We start from the raw sequence: 17089 nt of genomic DNA on the forward strand, positions 1-17089 counted from the left end.
CAGGGAGGGGGAGACATGCTCGACATCCAGAGTTTCGCGGCCGGGCGGTGGCTGGCCCCCGATGACGGCGCCCGACCCATCGAGGATGCCGTGACGGGGCAGGTCATGGCGCGGGCCGGACAGGCGCAGGTCGAGGCCGAGGCGATGCTGGACCATGCCCGCCGCGTCGGCGGCCCGGCCCTGCGCGCGCTGACATTCCATGACCGGGCGCGGATGCTGAAGGCGCTGGCTTTGCATCTGGGAGAGCACAAGCAACCGCTCTACGATCTCAGCTTCCATACGGGCGCCACGCAGAAGGACCACCTGATCGACATCGACGGCGGCATCGGCACGATGTTCGTCTTCGCCTCGAAGGGGCGGCGCGAGATGCCGGACGCCCAGGTCTATCTCGATGGCGGGCTGGAGCGTCTGTCCCGCGACGGCACCTTCCTGGGTCAGCATGTCTGCACCCCCCTGCGCGGCGTGGCCGTCCACATCAACGCGTTCAACTTTCCTGTCTGGGGGATGCTGGAAAAGCTGGCGCCGACCCTTCTGGCCGGCGTGCCCGCCATCGTGAAGCCCGCGACCGCCACCTGCTACGTGGCCGAGCGGGCGGTGCGGATCATCCTCGACAGCGGCATCCTGCCCGACGGCGCGCTGCAACTCGTCTCCGGCGGGCTGGGTGACATGCTGGACCGGCTCGGCCCGCAGGACGTGGTCAGCTTCACGGGCTCGGCGTACACCGCGCTCAAGCTGCGATCCGCGCCGAACCTCTTGCGGAACGCGACCCGTTTTGTGGCCGAGCAGGACAGCCTGAACGCCTCGATCCTGGGCCCCGACGCCGAACCGGGAACGCCCGAATTCGATCTCTTCGTCAAGGAGGTCCAGCGCGAGATGACGGCCAAGGCGGGCCAGAAATGCACCGCCATCCGCCGGATCCTCGCGCCTGCGGGCAGGGTCGACGCCGTGATCGACGCGTTGCGTGGCAGGCTGGCGAAGACCGTGATCGGCGACCCGCGCGACCCCGCGATACGAATGGGCGCGCTGGTCTCGAACGCCCAGCGGCGCGACGTGCTGGACAAGGTCGCCGTCATCGGTGCGGAGGCAGAGCGCGTGGCGGGCGACCCCGACGCCTTCGAGGTCCACGGCGCCGACGCGAAGGCGGGCGCGTTCCTGCCGCCGATGCTGTTCCATTGTGCCGATCCCGATGCTGCCGCCCGCATCCACGACACGGAGGCGTTCGGCCCGGTGGCCACGGTGATGGGCTACCGCGATCTCGACCATGCCATCGCTCTGGTGAACCGGGGCGAGGGTAGCCTCGTCGCCTCGGTCATCACCCACGATCCGCAGGTCGCCCGCGACGTGGTGATGGGCGCGGGCGCGTATCACGGACGGCTCTATTTCAACGACCGCAGCTCGATGGGCGAGGCGACGGGCCACGGCTCTCCTCTGCCGCACATGGTCCATGGCGGCCCCGGTCGCGCCGGCGGCGGGGAAGAGATGGGCGGCATCCGGGGCGTCATGCACTACATGCAGCGCACCGCGGTGCAGGGATCGCCCGACATGCTGACGGCGATCGGCGGCCGGTGGGTCCCCGGCGCGCGCGAGATCCAAGGCCCGGCCCATCCTTTCACCCGAACGTTCGACGCGTTGCAGATCGGCGAGACGATCCATACCGAACCCCGGACCGTCACCTCAGAGGATATCGAGCATTTCGCCGAGTTCACGGGCGACCGCTTCTACGCCCACATGGATGACGAGGCGGCCGCCCGGAACCCGTTCTTCCCGGGTCGCGTGGCCCATGGCTATCTGCTGCTCAGCTTTGCAGCAGGGCTTTTCGTCGAGCCGGCCGAGGGGCCCGTTCTGGCGAATACCGGGCTCGACGGGCTGGCCTTCCTCAAACCGGTCGAGCCGGGCAGCGCCATCCGCGTGCGCCTGACCGTCAAACACAAGACGCCGCGCAACGACGAATACGGCGAGGTCCGCTGGCACGTCACCGTCACCGACCAGGAGGACGAAGCCGTCGCGGAGTACGAGCTTCTGACCATGGTCGCCCGCGGGTGAGCGGGCGCGCGCTCTCCGAGGCGGCCTTCGACCGGCTGCTGGCCCCGTGGTTCGAGGCCGGGCCGCCCCGCGTCTGGTCGCTGCTGGTGACGCTGTTCGGCGATCTGGCGCAGCACGACGGCGCGCGGATCGAGGGCGCGGTCCTCCGCGCGGTTCTGGGGCGCGTCGGCATCCGCCCCGAAGCGGTCCGCGTCGCACTCCACCGCCTGCGCGCCGATGGCTGGATCGAGAGCCACCGCGTCGGACGCAACAGCAGCCACCAGCTGACCGCCCTCGGTCGCAGCGCGAGTGCCGAGGCCAGCCCGCGCATCTATGCGACCGCACCCGATGCGCAGCGGGCATGGCTGCTGATCGGCGACGCCTCCGATTCGGTCCGGATCGACGGTGCCATGCGCGTCGGCCCGAACCTCTCCGTTGCGCCCAGCGACCCGGGTCGGGCGGATCTGCTGGTTCTGCCGCTTGACGACGCGGTGCCGGGCTGGCTCTCCGACCGGCTCTGCCCACCCGACCTGATCGCGGCGGCCGCGCGGCTCGAACGGTTGTTGCGCATGACGGCCGAGGGTCTGCCCGCCGACGCCACGCTGACACCGCTACAGGTCGCCGCCCTGCGGATGCTGATCGTCCACGAATGGCGCCGGATCGCGCTGAAGGCGCCGCACCTGCCGGATCATGTCCTGCCGGACGATTGGCGGGGGCCCGAATGCCGGCGGCGCGTGTCTGGTCTGCTCGCGCGGCTCGATCCGCCGGCACCCGAAAAGCTGGCCGAGGCCGCCTGACCGTCAGGTCACCGCCTGACGCCTGCGATGGACCGGGTCGTCCCAGAGCCGCCGCTCCATGACGTCTGCCAGCACAGCAATCGCGCGATCCACGTCGCTCTCGTCCAGATAGAGCGGCGTGATCCCGAACCGCATGATGTCGGGCGCGCGGAAATCGCCGACCACGCCGCGCGCGATCAGGGCCTGCATCGCCGCATAGCCATGCTCGAACCGGAACGAGACCTGGCTGCCGCGCTGCGCGGCTTCGCGCGGGCTGGCGAGGGTCAGACCGGGGCAGGTGGCCTCCACCCCGGCGATGAACCGCTCGGACAAGGCGACGGAGCGGTCGCGCAGCGCGCCCATTTCCACGCCGTCCCAGACCGCCATTGCAACCTGAAGCGCGGTCATCTGCAGCACCGGCGGCGTGCCCACGCGCATGCGAGCCACGCCAGGCGCGGGGCGATAGGCCGGGTCGAAGTCGAACGGCGCCGCATGGCCCAGCCACCCGGCCAGCGCGGGGCGGATCGTGTCCGCCAGATCGGGCCGGACATGGATGAAGGCGGGCGCGCCGGGCCCTCCGTTGAGGTACTTGTAGGTGCAGCCGATGGCGAACTCCGCCCCGCATCCCGCGACGTCCACTGGGACGGCGCCCGCGCTGTGGGCCAGATCCCAGATAGTGACCGCGCCCGCCGCCTGCGCCGCCCGCGTCAGCCGCGCCATGTCGTGCATCCGGCCGGTGCGGTAATCGACCTGCGTCAGCATCACCGCCGCCACCGTCTCGTCGATGGCCGCCTCGACGGCGTCGGGCGGGACGAGCCGCAGCTCATGACCCTTGCCCAACTGCCGGATCAGCCCCTGCGCCATGTAGAGGTCCGTCGGGAAATTGCCCTCGTCCGACAGGATCAACCGCCGGTCGGGCCGCATCTCCAGCGCCGCCGAAAGCGCCTGGTGCACCTTGATCGACAGCGTGTCGCCCATGGTCACGCTGCCCGCCGGCGCCCCGATCAGCGGCGCGATCAGGTCGCCGACGTGGCGCGGCTGGTCCATCCAGCCATCCGCATTCCAACCGCCGATGAGATGCGCCCCCCATTCGCCCCGGACGACATGGGCGACGGCCTCGGGCACGGCACGGGGCAGGGGGCCCAGCGAGTTGCCGTCCATGTAGATCAGCCCATCGGGCAGCTCGAAGAGGTGCTTGCGACAGATCTCCATCTCAGCCGACGAAGGCGTTCGTGATCGGGCTGTCCGGATCCCGCAGCCCCTCGATCACCGAGAAATGGTCGTGCGAGCCGTCGACCATGCAGGCCGCGTCGGCCTCGCGTCCGCCCCAGGCCAGCGCCAGAAGGCGCGACTGGCGCAGGAATTCCGGCCGCTCTCCTCCGCCGACCCAGGCCGTCAGGCGCGTACCGGGTAGGGGGTCGTGGACCACCGCGCTCTCGGCGCGCGCCTCGGCCTCGTCCAGACGCAGGGTCTCGTTCAGCGCGGCGTTCCGCAGCGGTGCCAGATCGTGCAGCCCGCTGATCGAGAGCGTATGCCCGATCCGCTCGCGCACCTCTGCGGGCAGCGGCGTGTCCGCGCAGATCATCCGCGCGACTAGATGCCCGCCGGCCGAATGGCCCGCCAGTCGGATCGGTCCGTCCGCAAGCGCGACCGCGCGCGCCACCGCCCGCCCGATCGCCTGCGTGATGTCCCGGATGCGGACTTCGGGCGCCAGCGGATAGCTGGGCAGTGCGACCGCCCAGCTCCGCACCCGCGCACCCTCGGCGAAATGAGTCCAGAGCGACTTGTCGAATTTCATCCAGTAGCCGCCATGGACGAAGACGGCGAGTCCGCGCGGTGGCCCCTCCGGCCGGATCAGGTCCAACCGCTCTCGCGGGCCGTCGCCATAAGCCACCTCTTCCACCGCCACCCGTTCCCGGTAGGTGGCGGCGTCCGTCGCCCATCGGTCGGGCAAGGCGTCTGCACCTGGCACGAAGGCCATGTTGGCGAATTCGGCGTCCCAGTCGCGGGCGGCGCTGCTGCGATATGCGTCGATCATCGTCCCGCGATAGCGCAGCCCGGTGCGCGCGTCACCCGCGTCCGCCTCTGGACCCGCCCGTTCCCTGCCGCTACGCCTTCGGGGATCGGGAGAGACCGCACCGCAGGGAACGGCACGGCCCCCGGAGCGAGGGAGACGACCATGACCACCAAATCCATTCTGACGGCCCTGGCCCTGTCGGTCGCGGCGACCGGCGCGGCCCTGGCCGATGCTCATTCGAACGGCGCCAAGATCGGCATGATCTCCACCCTGTCGGGCGGCGGTGCCGGGCTTGGCGTGGACGTGCGCGACGGCTTCCTTCTGGCGATCGAGCAATCGGGCCGCGACGATATCGAGGTCATCGTCGAGGACGATCAGCGCAAGCCCGACGTCGCCGTGCGTCTGGCCGACCGGATGATCCAGTCCGACGAGGTGGACATCCTGACGGGCATCATCTTCTCGAACCTCGCCATGGCCGTCGTGCCTTCGGCGGTGCAGCAGGGCAAGTTCTACCTCTCGCCCAATGCCGGGCCATCCGCATTGGCCGGGCGCGGCTGCCACGAGAACTACTTCAACGTCGCCTGGCAGAACGACAACGTCCACGAGGCTGCGGGCGCCCATGCCAATGCGCTGGGCTACGAGAACACTTTCGTGATGGCGCCGAACTACCCGGCCGGGATCGACGCGATCAACGGCTACAAGCGCACCTTCGAGGGCGAGCCCGCGCAGGAGGTTCTGACCAAGCTCGGTCAGACCGACTACGCCTCCGAGATCGCGCAGATCCGCGCCAGCGGTGCGGACAGCGTGTTCTTCTTCCTGCCCGGCGGCATGGGGATCGCCTTCCTCAAGCAATATGCCGATAGCGGCGTGGACATCCCGTTGGTCGGACCGGCCTTCAGCTTCGACCAGACCATCGTCGGCGCTGTGGGCGAGGCCGCGCTGGGCGTGCCCAACACCGCCCAGTGGAGCCCCGACCTCGACAACGAGGCCAACGTCGCCTTCGTCGCCGCCTTCCGCGAGAAATACGGCCGCATCCCCTCGATGTATGCCAGCCAAGGCTTCGACACGGCCAACCTGATCCTCTCGGCGCTGGACAAGGCGCCGGTCTCGGAGGCAGAGGCCTTCCGCGCGGCCCTGCGCGAGGCCGACTTCGCCTCGACCCGCGGCGATTTCCGGTTCAACACGAACCACCATCCGATCCAGGATTACTACGTCCGCGAGGTGGTCGAGAAGGACGGAGAGCTGATCAACCAGATCACCGGAACCGCGCTGACCGATCACGCCGACGCCTACGCCGCCGAGTGCGAGATGTGACTATTTCGGCCGGGGCGTCCGCGCCCCGGCCACCGGATGCCGCCCGATGACCCTGCTCCTGATCGAACAGCTTCTGAACGGGCTCCAACTGGGCGTGATGCTGTTCCTGATGGCGGCCGGCCTGACGCTGGTCTTCGGCGTCATGGGGCTGATCAACCTCGCCCACGGATCGCTCTACATGGTCGGCGCCTTCGCGGCCGCCTGGGTTGCGGCGCAGACCGGATCCTATTTGCTGGCGCTGGTGGCCAGTCTCGCCGCGGCCGCCGCGGCGGGCGTCCTAATCGAGACGCTGATCCTGCGGCGCCTCTATGCCCGCGACCATCTCGACCAGGTGCTCGCCACCTTCGCGCTGATCCTGATCTTCTCCGAGGGCACGCGGGCGGTCTTCGGATCCTTCCCGCTCTACCTGACGATCCCGCCCCCCCTGTCGGGGCCGGTCACTTTGCCCGGGGGGATCGAATACCCCCTGTTCCGCCTGGTCCTGATCGGCGCGGGCCTCGCGGTGGCGCTGGGCCTCTGGCTCCTGATCACGCGCACGCGGGTGGGCATCCGCATCCAGGCAGGCGCCGCCGACCGAGAGATGGTGTCCGCGCTCGGCGTCGACATCTCGCGGCTGTACACGCTGGTCTTCGCGCTGGGCGCGGCGCTGGCGGGGCTGTCGGGCGCGCTGGTCGGAACGCTCCAATCCGTGGAGGTCGGGATGGGAGAGCCGGTCCTCATCACCGCCTTCGTCGTCATCGTGATCGGCGGCATCGGATCGGTGCAGGGCGCGCTGGTCGGCGCGATCCTCGTGGGCCTGACGCAGACGCTGGGCGCGTTCCTCCTGCCGCTGGCCTCGACCCGGCTGACGGGGGCGCCGGATGCGGGACAGGTGCTGGCCTCGATGCTGATCTACATCCTCATGGCGTTGGTGCTGATCGTGCGGCCGCAGGGCCTGATGGGCCGCCCGGCGTGATCCCCGAGCGCGTCTTCAACTGGGCCGTCTGGGGCGGCCTGCTGGCCTTCGCCCTGCTGGCCGAGGCGCTGGGCGAGACCTACTGGCTGACCCTCGCCGCGCGGGCGGCGATCTTCGCCATCGCGGGCGTCGGGCTGAACCTCGCGCTGGGCAATGGCGGGTTGATCAGCTTCGGGCACGCGGCCTTCTTCGGGGTGGGCGGCTATGCGGTCGGTATCCTCGCCACCCATGCCCAGACCTACACGCCGCTCTTCGGCCTGATCGAGGGCACCCAGTCCATGCCCGTCACCTGGTCCGTCGCCATCGTCGCGGGCGCCCTGGCCGCGCTGGTGATCGGGGCGCTGTCGCTCAGGACCTCGGGCGCCTACTTCATCATGATCACCTTGGCCTTCGGGCAGATGTTCTACTACTTCGCCGTCACCTGGTCCGCCTATGGCGGCGAGGACGGCATGTCGATCTACGTGCGCGGCGGCTTTCCGGGGCTGAACACGCTCGACCCGCTCCACTTCTTCGGGCTGTCCTTCGCGGTGCTGACGCTCGTTCTGCTGCTGGTGCGCATGATCGACCGCTCGCCTTTCGGGCTGGCGCTGAACGCGGTGCGCCAATCGCCCGCTCGGGTCGAGACGGTGGGCATCTCGCCGCGGCGCCTGCGGCTGGCGGCCTTCGTGGTTTCGGGGGCGATCACGGCGCTTGCGGGCGCCCTGTTCGCCGACCTGAACCGCTACGTGAGCCCGGCCATGTTCTCCTGGACGATCTCGGGCGAGATCATGATCTTCGTCATCCTGGGCGGCGTCGCGCGGCTGATGGGCCCGGTCGTCGGCGCGCTGGTCTTCGTCGCGCTGGAAGAGCTGCTGGGCGGCCTTTCGGATTACTGGCACATCTGGCTGGGCGTCCTTCTGTTGCTGATCGTGCTTTTCGCGCGCGGTGGGATCACCGGCGCCCTGACCCGAGAGGCGCGCCGTGGCTGATCCCGTCCTCTCCGTCACCGGGCTGACCAAGCGGTTCGGCGCCATCGAGGCCTGCTCGGATGTGTCGCTGGACCTCCATGCCGGAGAGATCCACGCCCTGATCGGCCCCAACGGCGCCGGCAAATCGACCCTGATCGCGCAGATCGCGGGCGGCCTGCGCCCCGATGCCGGGTCCATCCGCTTTCTGGGCCGGGACGTGACCGCGCTGGACACCGTCGCCCGCGCCCGGCTGGGTCTGGGGCGCAGCTTTCAGGTCTCGGCCGTGGTGCCGGACTATTCGGTAGTGGAAAACGTGATGCTTGCGCTCCATGGGCGGGACCGAACCGCGTTTCGGCCCTTCGGCCACGCCTTTGGCAAGCGGGCGCTGACCGAGGAGGCCCGCGCCCACGCCGCCCGCACCCATCTGTCGGACCGGCTGAACGTGCCCGCCCGCTCGCTCGCCCACGGTGAGCGGCGGCGCCTGGAGCTTGCCATGGCGCTGGCGTTGCGGCCCCGGGCCTTTCTGCTGGACGAGCCCATGGCCGGGCTGGGGCAGGAAGGCGCGGCCGAACTGACGGCGCTGCTGTCGGACCTGCGGGACGAGGCGCCGATCCTGCTGGTCGAACACGACATGGACGCGGTCTTCGCGCTCGCCGACCGCATCTCGGTGCTGGTCTATGGCCGGATCCTGGCCACCGGCACGCCGGACGAGATCCGTGCCGATCCCCAGGTCCGCGCCGCCTATCTGGGTGACGAGGTGCCGGCGTGAAGCTCTTGTCCGTGCACGACCTCACGGCGGCCTACGGCCCGGTCCAGGCGCTGTTCGGCGTCTCGCTGGGGGTCGAGGCGCGGGGCGCGACGGCGCTTCTGGGCCGCAACGGCGCGGGCAAGTCGACCACGATCAAGGCGATCTGTCGGTTGCTCCCCCACCGCTCCGGCGAGATCCGCTTTGCCGGCACGTCGCTGGCCGACCTGCCCGCCCACCGCGCCGCCCGGCTGGGCCTGGGCCTCGTGCCCGAGGGGCGCCGCTGCTTCGCGGGCCTCAGCGTCGCGCAGAACCTGACCCTTGCCGCCCGACCCGGTCCCTGGACCGAGGAACGGGTCCGCGACCTGTTTCCCAGACTGGGCGAACGGCGCGGGCAACTCGCCGGAACCCTGTCGGGCGGCGAGCAGCAGATGCTCGCCATCGGCCGCGCGCTGATGACGAACCCGCGCCTCCTGATCCTGGATGAGGCGACCGAAGGGCTGGCCCCCCTCGTCCGGGCCGAGATCTGGTCCGCCATCCGCACGCTCAAGCATGAAGGCGGGCTGGGCCTTCTGATCGTGGACAAGTCCCTGCGGGAACTCGCCCCGATCGCCGACCATGCCGTCGTCCTGTCGCGCGGATGCAATGTCTGGGACGGACCGATCGGCGACCTGACCGACGAGATCGCGCACCGCCATATCGGGGTGGGCGTGGAGAGCTAGGGCAGGTCCCCTCGGAAAGCGATCGAAGCCGCTCGTCTAGAGGTGTCTTTCCCGTGTGAAACGATAACGGCCGATGCCGCGCGGCTAATCCCGATGCGTCAGCGCGACGAACACGTCCTCCAGATCGGGCTCCTCCGTGCGGACGTCGTCGATGCCCACGCCGGCCGCGTTCACCGCTGCCAGCACTTCGGACGCGCTGGTCTTGCTCTTGGAATAGGTCAGCGCGATGGATCCGTCCGGGCGCCGCGCGACGTCGACCCCCTGGGGCACCGCGAACTCTCCGGGATCTGCGTCGGGCATCACGACCAGCGTCTTGCCGTCCAGGCGGTTCAGCAGGTTCTCGGTCCGGTCGCGGACGATCAGTTCGCCCTCGCCGATGATGGCGATCTCGTCGCACATCTCCTGGGCTTCCTCCAGGTAGTGCGTCGTCAGGATGATCGTCATCCCCCGCTCTTGGTTCAGGCGCCGCACGTTCCGCCACAGCATCTGCCGCAATTCGATATCCACGCCCGCCGTCGGCTCGTCCAGCACGAGGATCTGCGGATGATGCACCAGCGCCTTGGCCAGCAGCAGGCGCCGCCGCATCCCCCCCGACAGGGTGCGCGCATAAGCGTCCGCCTTGTCAGTCAGCCCGACCAGATCGAGGATTTCTGCCGTCCGCCTGTCCCGCTTGGGCACGCCATAGAGCCCCGCCTGAACCTCCAGCGCGCCCTCGGGCGTGAAGAACGGGTCGAGGTTCAACTCCTGCGGCATCACGCCGATGGCGGCGCGGGACTGCCGCGGATTCACATCCTGATCGAATCCCCAGATCCGCACCTTTCCGGCCGTCTTGCGCACCAGACCGGCCATGATGTTGATCGTGGTCGACTTCCCCGCCCCGTTCGGACCCAGCAGGCCGAAGATACTGCCGGTCGGGATGGTCAGGTCCAGCCCCTTCAGCGCCACCTTCTCGGGCGTGCGGCCGTCGCCTGCATAGACCTTGCGCAGCCCTTCGATCTCGATGGCGTTCGACATGCGGCCTCCCTCCGGCGTTGGGCCGGACCTAACGGCCCCGGACGTGTACGGCAATGCGCGCGGGGCCTTGCCCTCGGGGCCGGGCCCGTCGGATAAGCGACGGGACCCCGATCCAGACCCGCGAGCGCCCGATGACCACCGGAACCCCCCGCTATCCCAGCCGCCAGACCGACCTGCCTCCGCCCGAGACCGAAGTGGTCACCACCCTGCGTGTAGCCTGCGACGGGGCGGGCGGGGCGCTGGGCCATCCCCGCGTCTGGCTGTCCATCGACCCGAATATCGGCTTCGTCGATTGCGGCTATTGCGACAAGCGCTTCGTGCTCGAAGGCCACGAGGACGCGGCCGGGGCGACCGGCGACGACGGCTGACGCCGCCCTCCCGACCCGATCCCAGCCATCCCGGAGGCCCCATGCCCTACACCTACGACGACCAGAACGTGTTCGCGAAGATCCTCCGCGGCGAGATCCCGAACACCACCGTCGCCGAGACCGAGCACACCCTCGCCTTCGAGGACATCACGCCCCAGGCCCCCGTCCACGTGCTGGTGATCCCCAAGGGCGCCTATGTGACGATGGACGACTTCTACGCCAATGCCAGCGATGCCGAGATCACCGATTTCGCCCGCACCGTCGCCCGCATCTGCGCCGACAAGGGTATCTCGCCCGACACGGGCGACGGCTTCCGCGCCATCACGAATGCGGGCGAGGCCGGCGTGCAGGAAGTGCCCCATTTCCACCTCCACCTGATCGGCGGCCGCCCCCTGGGCCGGATGCTCCAGAAGGCCGGATAGAGCGGTGATCCTGCCGCTGGAGGCAATCGGCGGCTACGATTTCGGGCCGTTCTTCCTGGATCTGGGCGTCGGCGCCGTCGCGATCGTCGCCGCCTTGGTATTCGTGGTCCTTCTGGTTTGGGGCGCGTCGCGATCCGCGCTTGTCGTCCCCGGCCTGATCGCGGCGGCAGGCGCGGCGTTCCTCGCGCGCCATGCCGTCGCGGCGGTCAACGATGCGGTCTTCTTCGCGCAGAACCCGGGCTACGCGGCGCAGGCCCTGCCCTTCGAGGGGCGCAGCGTCTGGGTCCCCAATCCGTGCCGCGTCGCCTATGCGCTCTGGGGCGTGAACGGCGCGAGGGGGAACTCGTTTCTGGAATGCGGCCTCCCCTTGGCCGACCGGCTGGCGGACGGAACGCTCGACTTCTTCGAACTCGGGACAGAGCCGGTCAGCCGCTTCACCCTGCGCGTCGCGGACCCGGCCTGTTTCGCGTCCCACCAGCATTGGGACGTCGTGAGAGGGTTCATGATCTCCGCGCCGCTCGGGATCTGCGTGCTGGGAGAGCCGGTGGATCGGTCCGAGGCCGACCACATCCTGTCGGGTGAGCAGCGCGACATCCCCGGCTTCTCCGACTGGTGGTACGTGCACTACACCCTCACCCGCGTGTCCGATGGCCTCGTGGTGGACAGGTTCGACAGTTGGGGCGGCGCAACCCCTTACGGCGGCCCCCCGCCGCCGCCCGAGGGGCGCCGCCCCACTGCGACGATCGCCGCGCTCGTCGATCGTCCGGACCGGACCGGCTTCTTCGAAGCGGCGGCGCAGAGGACGGCCGACCTGCTGTTGGACCACCCCTTCGATCAGACGCTCTTGCGGGCCGCGATGGGTAGCCCGACGCAGAACGACCGGGCCGATGCCTATTTCTTCGCCTGCCGCGACGACGTGCGGCCCCTGCTCGATGCCGGGACGGTGGCGGCCGTGAATGCGGGCATGCGCGACACGTTCCCGGACGGCCCGGCGCGCTATCCCCAGGATTGCCGCGACTTCGCCCGCGAGTTTCGGGGCGGTGTCCGGCTCGACCCGGACGGGCGGGCCATCCGCCTCGCGGCGCCGTGATCGCGCGCCCCTTCCGCCCGAGCGGCGGCTGACTATATCACGGCGCCATGCTCCGCTTTCTTCGCCGCACGATGCTCGCCCTGATCCTGATGTTCCTCGTCCCGCTTCTGGCGGCGTCCGGCTGGTGGTCCGTCCAGGATCGCCCGGCCTCTTGGCGGCAGGCCGATTGGGGTGCGTCGGGGCTGTTGCCGGCCGCCGCCCAGATCCCCGAGGCGCGCATCCATGTCATGGCCGCGCGGACGGGCGGGGCCAAGGGCGCGGTGTCGGTCCATAGCTGGATCGTCTGGAAGACGGCGCAGGGTCCGTGGCGGCGCTACGACGTCGTGGGCTGGGGCACGCCCGTGCGCCGAGACGCCTATGCGCCGGATGCGCGGTGGTATTCGAACGCGCCCACCATCATCGGCACCGTCTCCGGCGATCGGGCCGAGGCGCTGATCCCCCGCCTCCAGGCGGCCGTGGACGACTACCCGAACGGGCGCGGCAGCTATCGCATGTTCCCCGGGCCGAACTCGAACACCTTCGTGGAGCATCTCTTGCGGCAGGTCCCCGAACTGGGCGTCACCCTGCCGCCCCATGCCGTCGGCCGGGCGTGGCTGGGCGAGGGGCTGAACTGGACCCGCGATGCGGGTGGCGACATGCATGTCTCGGCCTGGGGCCTTGCCGGGCTCTCGGCCGGTCCCCGAACAGGGGTGGAGCTTCACCTTCTGGGCCAGACCCTCGGCATCGACATCCTGCGCCCCGCCCTCAAGCTTCCGGGCATCGGACGGGTCGGGGTTTAGGGCGCGCTCGCCTTCGCGTCGGTCTGTCCGACGAATTCGCAAATCCGCATTGCAGCCATCCGCGTCGCGGGTTTTCGACATATTGTAGACAGTTTTCGACTGGATCCACGGGCCTGACCTGCAAGCCGGAGAGACACCCGTGGGAATAGAGCACGTTCGTACCGTCACGATCGACGAGACCAATAGCGGACCTTGGTTCTTTCCGCCCTATTACGATTGGGACTTGGATGTCGGCGATGGGGGCGGGGACGGCTTCCTCCTGGCGCAGACCGATTACAAGAGCATCTACATACAGCGGCTAGACGAGAACGGCGATCCCGAAGGCGACCTCGTCCTCGTTGCGACGGATCTCGTCGAGTACAACGGCGAATTCCCTTCAGGCGTTGTCCAGGAGGCCAGGATCGTCGAACTTGAGAACGGGAACGTTCTTGTTCACTGGACGCAGATTGATGCGGATCCTTTTTCGATCCACGGCGTGATCCTCGATCCCGACCTTGCGGCGGTGTCGAACCCATTCATGCTGATCGAAAACACGTCTCAGACGCTCTTTGCCCCTATCGACTTCGCACCGACCGGGGATGGCGGCGTGCTGGTTCTTTCTCCTTCCGGTCCCCTTGAGGACATGTCGATTGCCGTTCGGCGCTTCGACGCCGAGGGCCGACCGATCGGATCCGAGGTGGAAATCGATGATGATCCCGGCGCCGCCCTCGGTGGACGTGAACAGATCGTGGAGTTACCGGAGGGACGCTCGCTCGCTATATAGTTCGGAGAGCAGGACGTCCTTCAAGACAACGCTGAATATCCTGTCAGCGTAAAGACGCTACACGGCCGCCTCATCGACGCAGAGGGTCAGTTCGTCGGAGAGGAGTTCGCCTTTCCCGCGGATATCTTTGCGAACCCTGATACGTCTGGCGGCCTGCCGCTGGAGCTTTTCGCCGTCGATGGCGGCGTCGCGATGCTCTATTGGCGCATACCGGGCCGTGACGATGATAGGGAACTTGTCCTGCAGTCATTCGATCTGTCGGGCCAGCCATTGAATGCGCCGGTCACGGTCGCTCAAGGCGAGTATGATATCTACTGGAACGCAAAATCCGCCCGATTGCCTGACGGTAGTTTCGTGGTCGCGTTCGAGGACTACGTTCCGGCACCGTCCCCGTCCGACGAATTGAATATCGTCATCCGCCGGTTCGATGCGGATGGCACCCCGATGGGGCCGGAAGTCATGGTGAACGCACCGGACCCGAGCGTCAGCCACCGTCTTCAGGATCTGGTCGTCAGCGAGGACGGCACACTGCGTGTCGTCTACAGCGAGGATCCGCACGCCGACCCGGACGCTGAAGTGCGGGTCTTCGTCGAAACCCTCGCCATCAGCGCCGTCGATTACGTCGGCACGCGCGGCGACGACGTGGTGTCGGGTGACCTCACCGATGATGTCATCAAGGGTAAGAAGGGCGACGACGTCGTATACGGCCTGCTCGGCGACGACTTCCTCAAGGGCAATGGCGGCAATGACCATCTGGACGGTGGCGGCGGCGCGGACACCCTGTCGGGCGGCAACGGTGACGACACGATGATCGGCGGGAACGGCAACGACAGCCTGATGGGCAACAAGGACGATGACGACGTGTCCGGCGGCGCTGGCAATGACCGGCTCAAGGGCGGCCGGGGCGACGACACGCTCGACGGCGGGGCCGGGAACGACCGTCTCGTGGGCAACCAGGGCGCCGACACGTTCGTCTTCGATGCGGCCCTGGATCAGGGCGCCGACACGATCGGAAAGTTCGACGCGCTCGACGAGATCCTGATCCTCGGCGCCACTGCCCAGAGCGTCTCCGTCACCGACGCCGCGAGAGGCGCGCTGGTCGAATATGACGGTGGCACCATCTTCGTGGAGCGGGCCGACGTCGACGCGGTCACGGACGCCCTCATCTTCGAGCAGCCGGACCTCTTCTGATCCGCTCGAGGGCGGGCGGCGCGCGATGGCGCCGCCCCTCCGTGTCATCGCGCTCTCGCGGACAGCCGACGCTGAACCGCCACAATTGGTCGCTCAGCGACACCAATCCGCAACATCCGAACCCGCAACCCGCCGAGATGGCCCCCCGCAGCCGGTGCAATTTCGCACCACTTGAATGCAGGAGAACCCATTATGGCACTCGACCAGATTCGGAGCACCGCCCTCGACGGCACGGGCGTGATCGGAGAGAACGGCTGGCCCCAGATCGACCTTCACGCCGACGGAGACGGCGGCTTCCTCGTCGCATTCACGACCGGGGACGGGACCATTGGGCTCCAGCGCTTCGGCGCCGCTGACGAACCGACGGGCAAGCCGATCGTTGTCGCGGATCTGCCCGAAGGCCGCGACGCGGGATGGGAGGCCGGCTTCGTGCGGTCCAGCCCCCGGATCACCGAGTTGGAAAACGGCAATCTTCTCGTCACCTGGTCCCAGACGGACTAGCAACGCACCGACGGCTGGTATTCTTATGATGGCGTGATCATGGGCCCCGACCTGTCGTCCCTGACCGAGCCGGTCCGTCTCAGCGACGGACCGACCTACAGGGTGTCCAGCCCACCCGAGATTGTCACCTTGTCCGATGGCGGATTCATCGTGACCTATGACAGCGTGATGCTGAACGACGGGACCGGCCTCGAGATCGAGGCCAGCTGCTTCGATGCCGGTGGGGCGCGCGTCGGCGCCGAGTTCCAGCTCAACACCGACGAGCGGGACCACCAGCAGTTCGAGGAACTGGTCGAACTCTCCGACGGCTCCGTCCTCGCGGTCTGGATGACGAACGACGCGCGGTTCGGAGACAACAATCTTCGCGCGCAAAAGATCGACGCCGAGGGCAACTTCGTCGGCGGCGAGTACGATTTCGGTGCCGGTGTCGAGAATTCGGAAGGTCGGCGTTCAAGATCCCGCTGGAGATCGTGGCCATCGATGGCGGCATCGCGATGCTCTATTCGATGCCGAACGGCGTCTCGCGGAATTCGGGAGGCGACGCGTTCCTGCAATTCTTCGACGTGGCGGGGAACGCGCTGACCGCGCCTGTCTCGATCGCCTCCGACGCGTCGGGCACGCAGGTCAATGCGAAGATGGCGATGCTGCCCGACGGAGGATTCGTGGTTGCCTACCAGCAGATGGACGCGCCCGGCGGCAGGTACGATTTCAACAGCCACGACGTCTTCGTCCGCACCTTCGACGCCGACGGTAATCCGACCGGTGAAGAGATGTTGGTCCATGATGGGAGCGACGGCGTTCAGTCGCTGATCGACCTTTCCGTGGCCGAGGACGGCACTGTGCGCATCGCCTATAGCGATCGCGCCGAATCTACGGACGTCTCCGGAAGCGCGACCTTCGTGCAGACCTTCGCGGTCGAAGGCTCCGGCGAGCCGGCCGAGACGACCCTGCCCGAAACGCCGGTCCGCTATGTCGGGACCAAGGGCGACGACGTCGCCACCGGGTCTTCGCTGGATGACAACCTCAAGGGCAAGAAGGGCGATGACGTCCTCTCCGGCCTGGAGGGCGACGACCGTCTCAAGGGCAACAACGGGAACGACGATCTCTCGGGCGGTGAGGGCAACGACCGCCTGAAGGGCGGAAAAGGCGACGATACTCTGGACGGCGGCGCGGGCGACGACCGGCTGATCGGCAATCAGGGCGCCGACACGTTCTCCTTCGACGCAACGCAGGACCAGGGCCGCGACGTCATCGCCAAGTTCGACGAGTTCGATACGATCCTCATCGAAGGGGCCTCCGCCGAGGATGTCTCCGTCACCGAGGCCCGCAAGGGCGCGCTGATCGAGTATGACGGTGGAACCATTCTGGTGAAGGGTGCCGATGTCGACGAGGTGACGGACGCGCTGATGTTCTGACGTTCCGGGGCGGGGTTCGCGCCCCGCCCCGGAACGTCAGAACATCAG

General features: G+C 68.5%; 19 protein-coding genes. 16 read left to right on the top strand and 3 right to left on the bottom strand.

What is annotated here, in order from left to right:
- Positions 1 to 15: 15 nt before the first annotated feature.
- Positions 16 to 2043 (top strand): phenylacetic acid degradation bifunctional protein PaaZ, encoded by a 2028-nt coding sequence (gene paaZ / locus jaqu_RS07795; protein WP_043918387.1) that lies wholly within the window; start codon positions 16 to 18, stop codon positions 2041 to 2043.
- Positions 2040 to 2819, top strand: coding sequence for a PaaX family transcriptional regulator C-terminal domain-containing protein (locus jaqu_RS07800; RefSeq protein ID WP_043918388.1), 780 nt, complete (start codon positions 2040 to 2042; stop codon positions 2817 to 2819). The genes paaZ and jaqu_RS07800 overlap by 4 nt, the downstream gene beginning before the upstream one ends.
- Positions 2820 to 2822: 3 nt before the next feature.
- Here jaqu_RS07800 and kynU read toward each other — a convergent pair whose 3' ends face one another.
- The gene (gene kynU / locus jaqu_RS07805) at positions 2823 to 4010 is read right to left on the bottom strand and encodes a kynureninase (RefSeq protein ID WP_043918389.1); all 1188 of its coding nucleotides are present in this window, start codon (positions 4008 to 4010) and stop codon (positions 2823 to 2825) included.
- A 1-nt stretch (position 4011) separates the two neighbouring features.
- Positions 4012 to 4836 (bottom strand): alpha/beta hydrolase, encoded by an 825-nt coding sequence (locus tag jaqu_RS07810; protein WP_043918390.1) that lies wholly within the window; start codon positions 4834 to 4836, stop codon positions 4012 to 4014.
- A gap of 141 nt (positions 4837 to 4977) precedes the next feature.
- Between jaqu_RS07810 and jaqu_RS07815 the strand changes: the two genes are divergently transcribed.
- From jaqu_RS07815 to jaqu_RS07835, 5 genes are read left to right on the top strand one after another with little or no spacing between them, the layout of a single operon-like run.
- Positions 4978 to 6129 carry an ABC transporter substrate-binding protein gene (locus jaqu_RS07815; RefSeq protein ID WP_043918391.1) on the top strand — a complete coding sequence of 384 codons (1152 nt, stop codon included), beginning with the start codon at positions 4978 to 4980 and terminating at the stop codon, positions 6127 to 6129.
- A gap of 46 nt (positions 6130 to 6175) precedes the next feature.
- On the top strand, positions 6176 to 7084 hold the full coding sequence (locus jaqu_RS07820) for a branched-chain amino acid ABC transporter permease (RefSeq protein ID WP_043918392.1): 909 nt from the start codon (positions 6176 to 6178) through the stop codon (positions 7082 to 7084).
- Positions 7081 to 8052 carry a branched-chain amino acid ABC transporter permease gene (locus jaqu_RS07825; protein ID WP_043918393.1) on the top strand — a complete coding sequence of 324 codons (972 nt, stop codon included), beginning with the start codon at positions 7081 to 7083 and terminating at the stop codon, positions 8050 to 8052. Before jaqu_RS07820 ends, jaqu_RS07825 begins: the two co-directional genes overlap by 4 nt.
- On the top strand, positions 8045 to 8800 hold the full coding sequence (locus tag jaqu_RS22445; protein WP_043918394.1) for an ABC transporter ATP-binding protein: 756 nt from the start codon (positions 8045 to 8047) through the stop codon (positions 8798 to 8800). Before jaqu_RS07825 ends, jaqu_RS22445 begins: the two co-directional genes overlap by 8 nt.
- On the top strand, positions 8797 to 9498 hold the full coding sequence (locus jaqu_RS07835; RefSeq protein WP_043918395.1) for an ABC transporter ATP-binding protein: 702 nt from the start codon (positions 8797 to 8799) through the stop codon (positions 9496 to 9498). The genes jaqu_RS22445 and jaqu_RS07835 overlap by 4 nt, the downstream gene beginning before the upstream one ends.
- 84 nt (positions 9499 to 9582) lie before the next feature.
- Here jaqu_RS07835 and jaqu_RS07840 read toward each other — a convergent pair whose 3' ends face one another.
- On the bottom strand, positions 9583 to 10512 hold the full coding sequence (locus tag jaqu_RS07840) for an ABC transporter ATP-binding protein (RefSeq protein WP_043918396.1): 930 nt from the start codon (positions 10510 to 10512) through the stop codon (positions 9583 to 9585).
- 131 nt (positions 10513 to 10643) lie between these two features.
- On the opposite strand from jaqu_RS07840, the gene jaqu_RS07845 reads away from it, so the two are divergent.
- The 9 genes from jaqu_RS07845 to jaqu_RS20585 all read left to right on the top strand — a co-directional run bounded on the left by jaqu_RS07845 (position 10644) and on the right by jaqu_RS20585 (position 17041).
- A complete protein-coding gene (locus tag jaqu_RS07845; RefSeq protein WP_043918397.1) occupies positions 10644 to 10880 on the top strand; it encodes a zinc-finger domain-containing protein in 237 nt (78 codons plus the stop codon).
- Positions 10881 to 10921: 41 nt separating this feature from the next.
- Positions 10922 to 11302, top strand: coding sequence for an HIT domain-containing protein (locus tag jaqu_RS07850; protein WP_043918398.1), 381 nt, complete (start codon positions 10922 to 10924; stop codon positions 11300 to 11302).
- Positions 11303 to 11306: 4 nt separating this feature from the next.
- On the top strand, positions 11307 to 12392 hold the full coding sequence (locus tag jaqu_RS07855) for a hypothetical protein (RefSeq protein WP_043918399.1): 1086 nt from the start codon (positions 11307 to 11309) through the stop codon (positions 12390 to 12392).
- A gap of 47 nt (positions 12393 to 12439) precedes the next feature.
- Entirely contained in the window at positions 12440 to 13171 is a 732-nt protein-coding gene (locus jaqu_RS07860; protein WP_043918400.1) for a DUF3750 domain-containing protein, read from the top strand.
- Positions 13172 to 13310: 139 nt separating this feature from the next.
- Positions 13311 to 13934 carry a hypothetical protein gene (locus tag jaqu_RS07865; RefSeq protein WP_043918401.1) on the top strand — a complete coding sequence of 208 codons (624 nt, stop codon included), beginning with the start codon at positions 13311 to 13313 and terminating at the stop codon, positions 13932 to 13934.
- 192 nt (positions 13935 to 14126) lie between these two features.
- The gene (locus tag jaqu_RS20580) at positions 14127 to 15125 is read left to right on the top strand and encodes a calcium-binding protein (protein ID WP_052500843.1); all 999 of its coding nucleotides are present in this window, start codon (positions 14127 to 14129) and stop codon (positions 15123 to 15125) included.
- Positions 15126 to 15317: 192 nt separating this feature from the next.
- Positions 15318 to 15626: a hypothetical protein gene (locus jaqu_RS07875; RefSeq protein ID WP_043918402.1), complete on the top strand. Its 309-nt coding sequence runs from the start codon at positions 15318 to 15320 to the stop codon at positions 15624 to 15626.
- Between the two features lie 39 nt (positions 15627 to 15665).
- The gene (locus jaqu_RS07880; RefSeq protein ID WP_089268305.1) at positions 15666 to 16208 is read left to right on the top strand and encodes a hypothetical protein; all 543 of its coding nucleotides are present in this window, start codon (positions 15666 to 15668) and stop codon (positions 16206 to 16208) included.
- On the top strand, positions 16097 to 17041 hold the full coding sequence (locus tag jaqu_RS20585) for a calcium-binding protein (RefSeq protein ID WP_152626953.1): 945 nt from the start codon (positions 16097 to 16099) through the stop codon (positions 17039 to 17041). The genes jaqu_RS07880 and jaqu_RS20585 overlap by 112 nt, the downstream gene beginning before the upstream one ends.
- The last annotated feature ends 48 nt before the right edge of the window (positions 17042 to 17089 follow it).

Source organism: Jannaschia aquimarina, from assembly GCF_000877395.1.
Taxonomy (GTDB): domain Bacteria; phylum Pseudomonadota; class Alphaproteobacteria; order Rhodobacterales; family Rhodobacteraceae; genus Jannaschia; species Jannaschia aquimarina.

What these genes read in the sequence shown, in the direction of transcription:
- paaZ (WP_043918387.1), top strand. Translation starts at nt 16, where the DNA reads ATGCTCGACATCCAGAGTTTCGCGGCCGGGCGGTGGCTGGCCCCCGAT.
- kynU (WP_043918389.1), bottom strand. Translation starts at nt 4,010, where the DNA reads ATGGAGATCTGTCGCAAGCACCTCTTCGAGCTGCCCGATGGGCTGATC.
- jaqu_RS07810 (WP_043918390.1), bottom strand. Translation starts at nt 4,836, where the DNA reads ATGATCGACGCATATCGCAGCAGCGCCGCCCGCGACTGGGACGCCGAA.
- jaqu_RS07815 (WP_043918391.1), top strand. Translation starts at nt 4,978, where the DNA reads ATGACCACCAAATCCATTCTGACGGCCCTGGCCCTGTCGGTCGCGGCG.
- jaqu_RS07820 (WP_043918392.1), top strand. Translation starts at nt 6,176, where the DNA reads ATGACCCTGCTCCTGATCGAACAGCTTCTGAACGGGCTCCAACTGGGC.
- jaqu_RS07840 (WP_043918396.1), bottom strand. Translation starts at nt 10,512, where the DNA reads ATGTCGAACGCCATCGAGATCGAAGGGCTGCGCAAGGTCTATGCAGGC.
- jaqu_RS07845 (WP_043918397.1), top strand. Translation starts at nt 10,644, where the DNA reads ATGACCACCGGAACCCCCCGCTATCCCAGCCGCCAGACCGACCTGCCT.
- jaqu_RS07850 (WP_043918398.1), top strand. Translation starts at nt 10,922, where the DNA reads ATGCCCTACACCTACGACGACCAGAACGTGTTCGCGAAGATCCTCCGC.
- jaqu_RS07860 (WP_043918400.1), top strand. Translation starts at nt 12,440, where the DNA reads ATGCTCCGCTTTCTTCGCCGCACGATGCTCGCCCTGATCCTGATGTTC.
- jaqu_RS20580 (WP_052500843.1), top strand. Translation starts at nt 14,127, where the DNA reads ATGCTCTATTGGCGCATACCGGGCCGTGACGATGATAGGGAACTTGTC.
- jaqu_RS07875 (WP_043918402.1), top strand. Translation starts at nt 15,318, where the DNA reads ATGGCACTCGACCAGATTCGGAGCACCGCCCTCGACGGCACGGGCGTG.
- jaqu_RS07880 (WP_089268305.1), top strand. Translation starts at nt 15,666, where the DNA reads ATGGGCCCCGACCTGTCGTCCCTGACCGAGCCGGTCCGTCTCAGCGAC.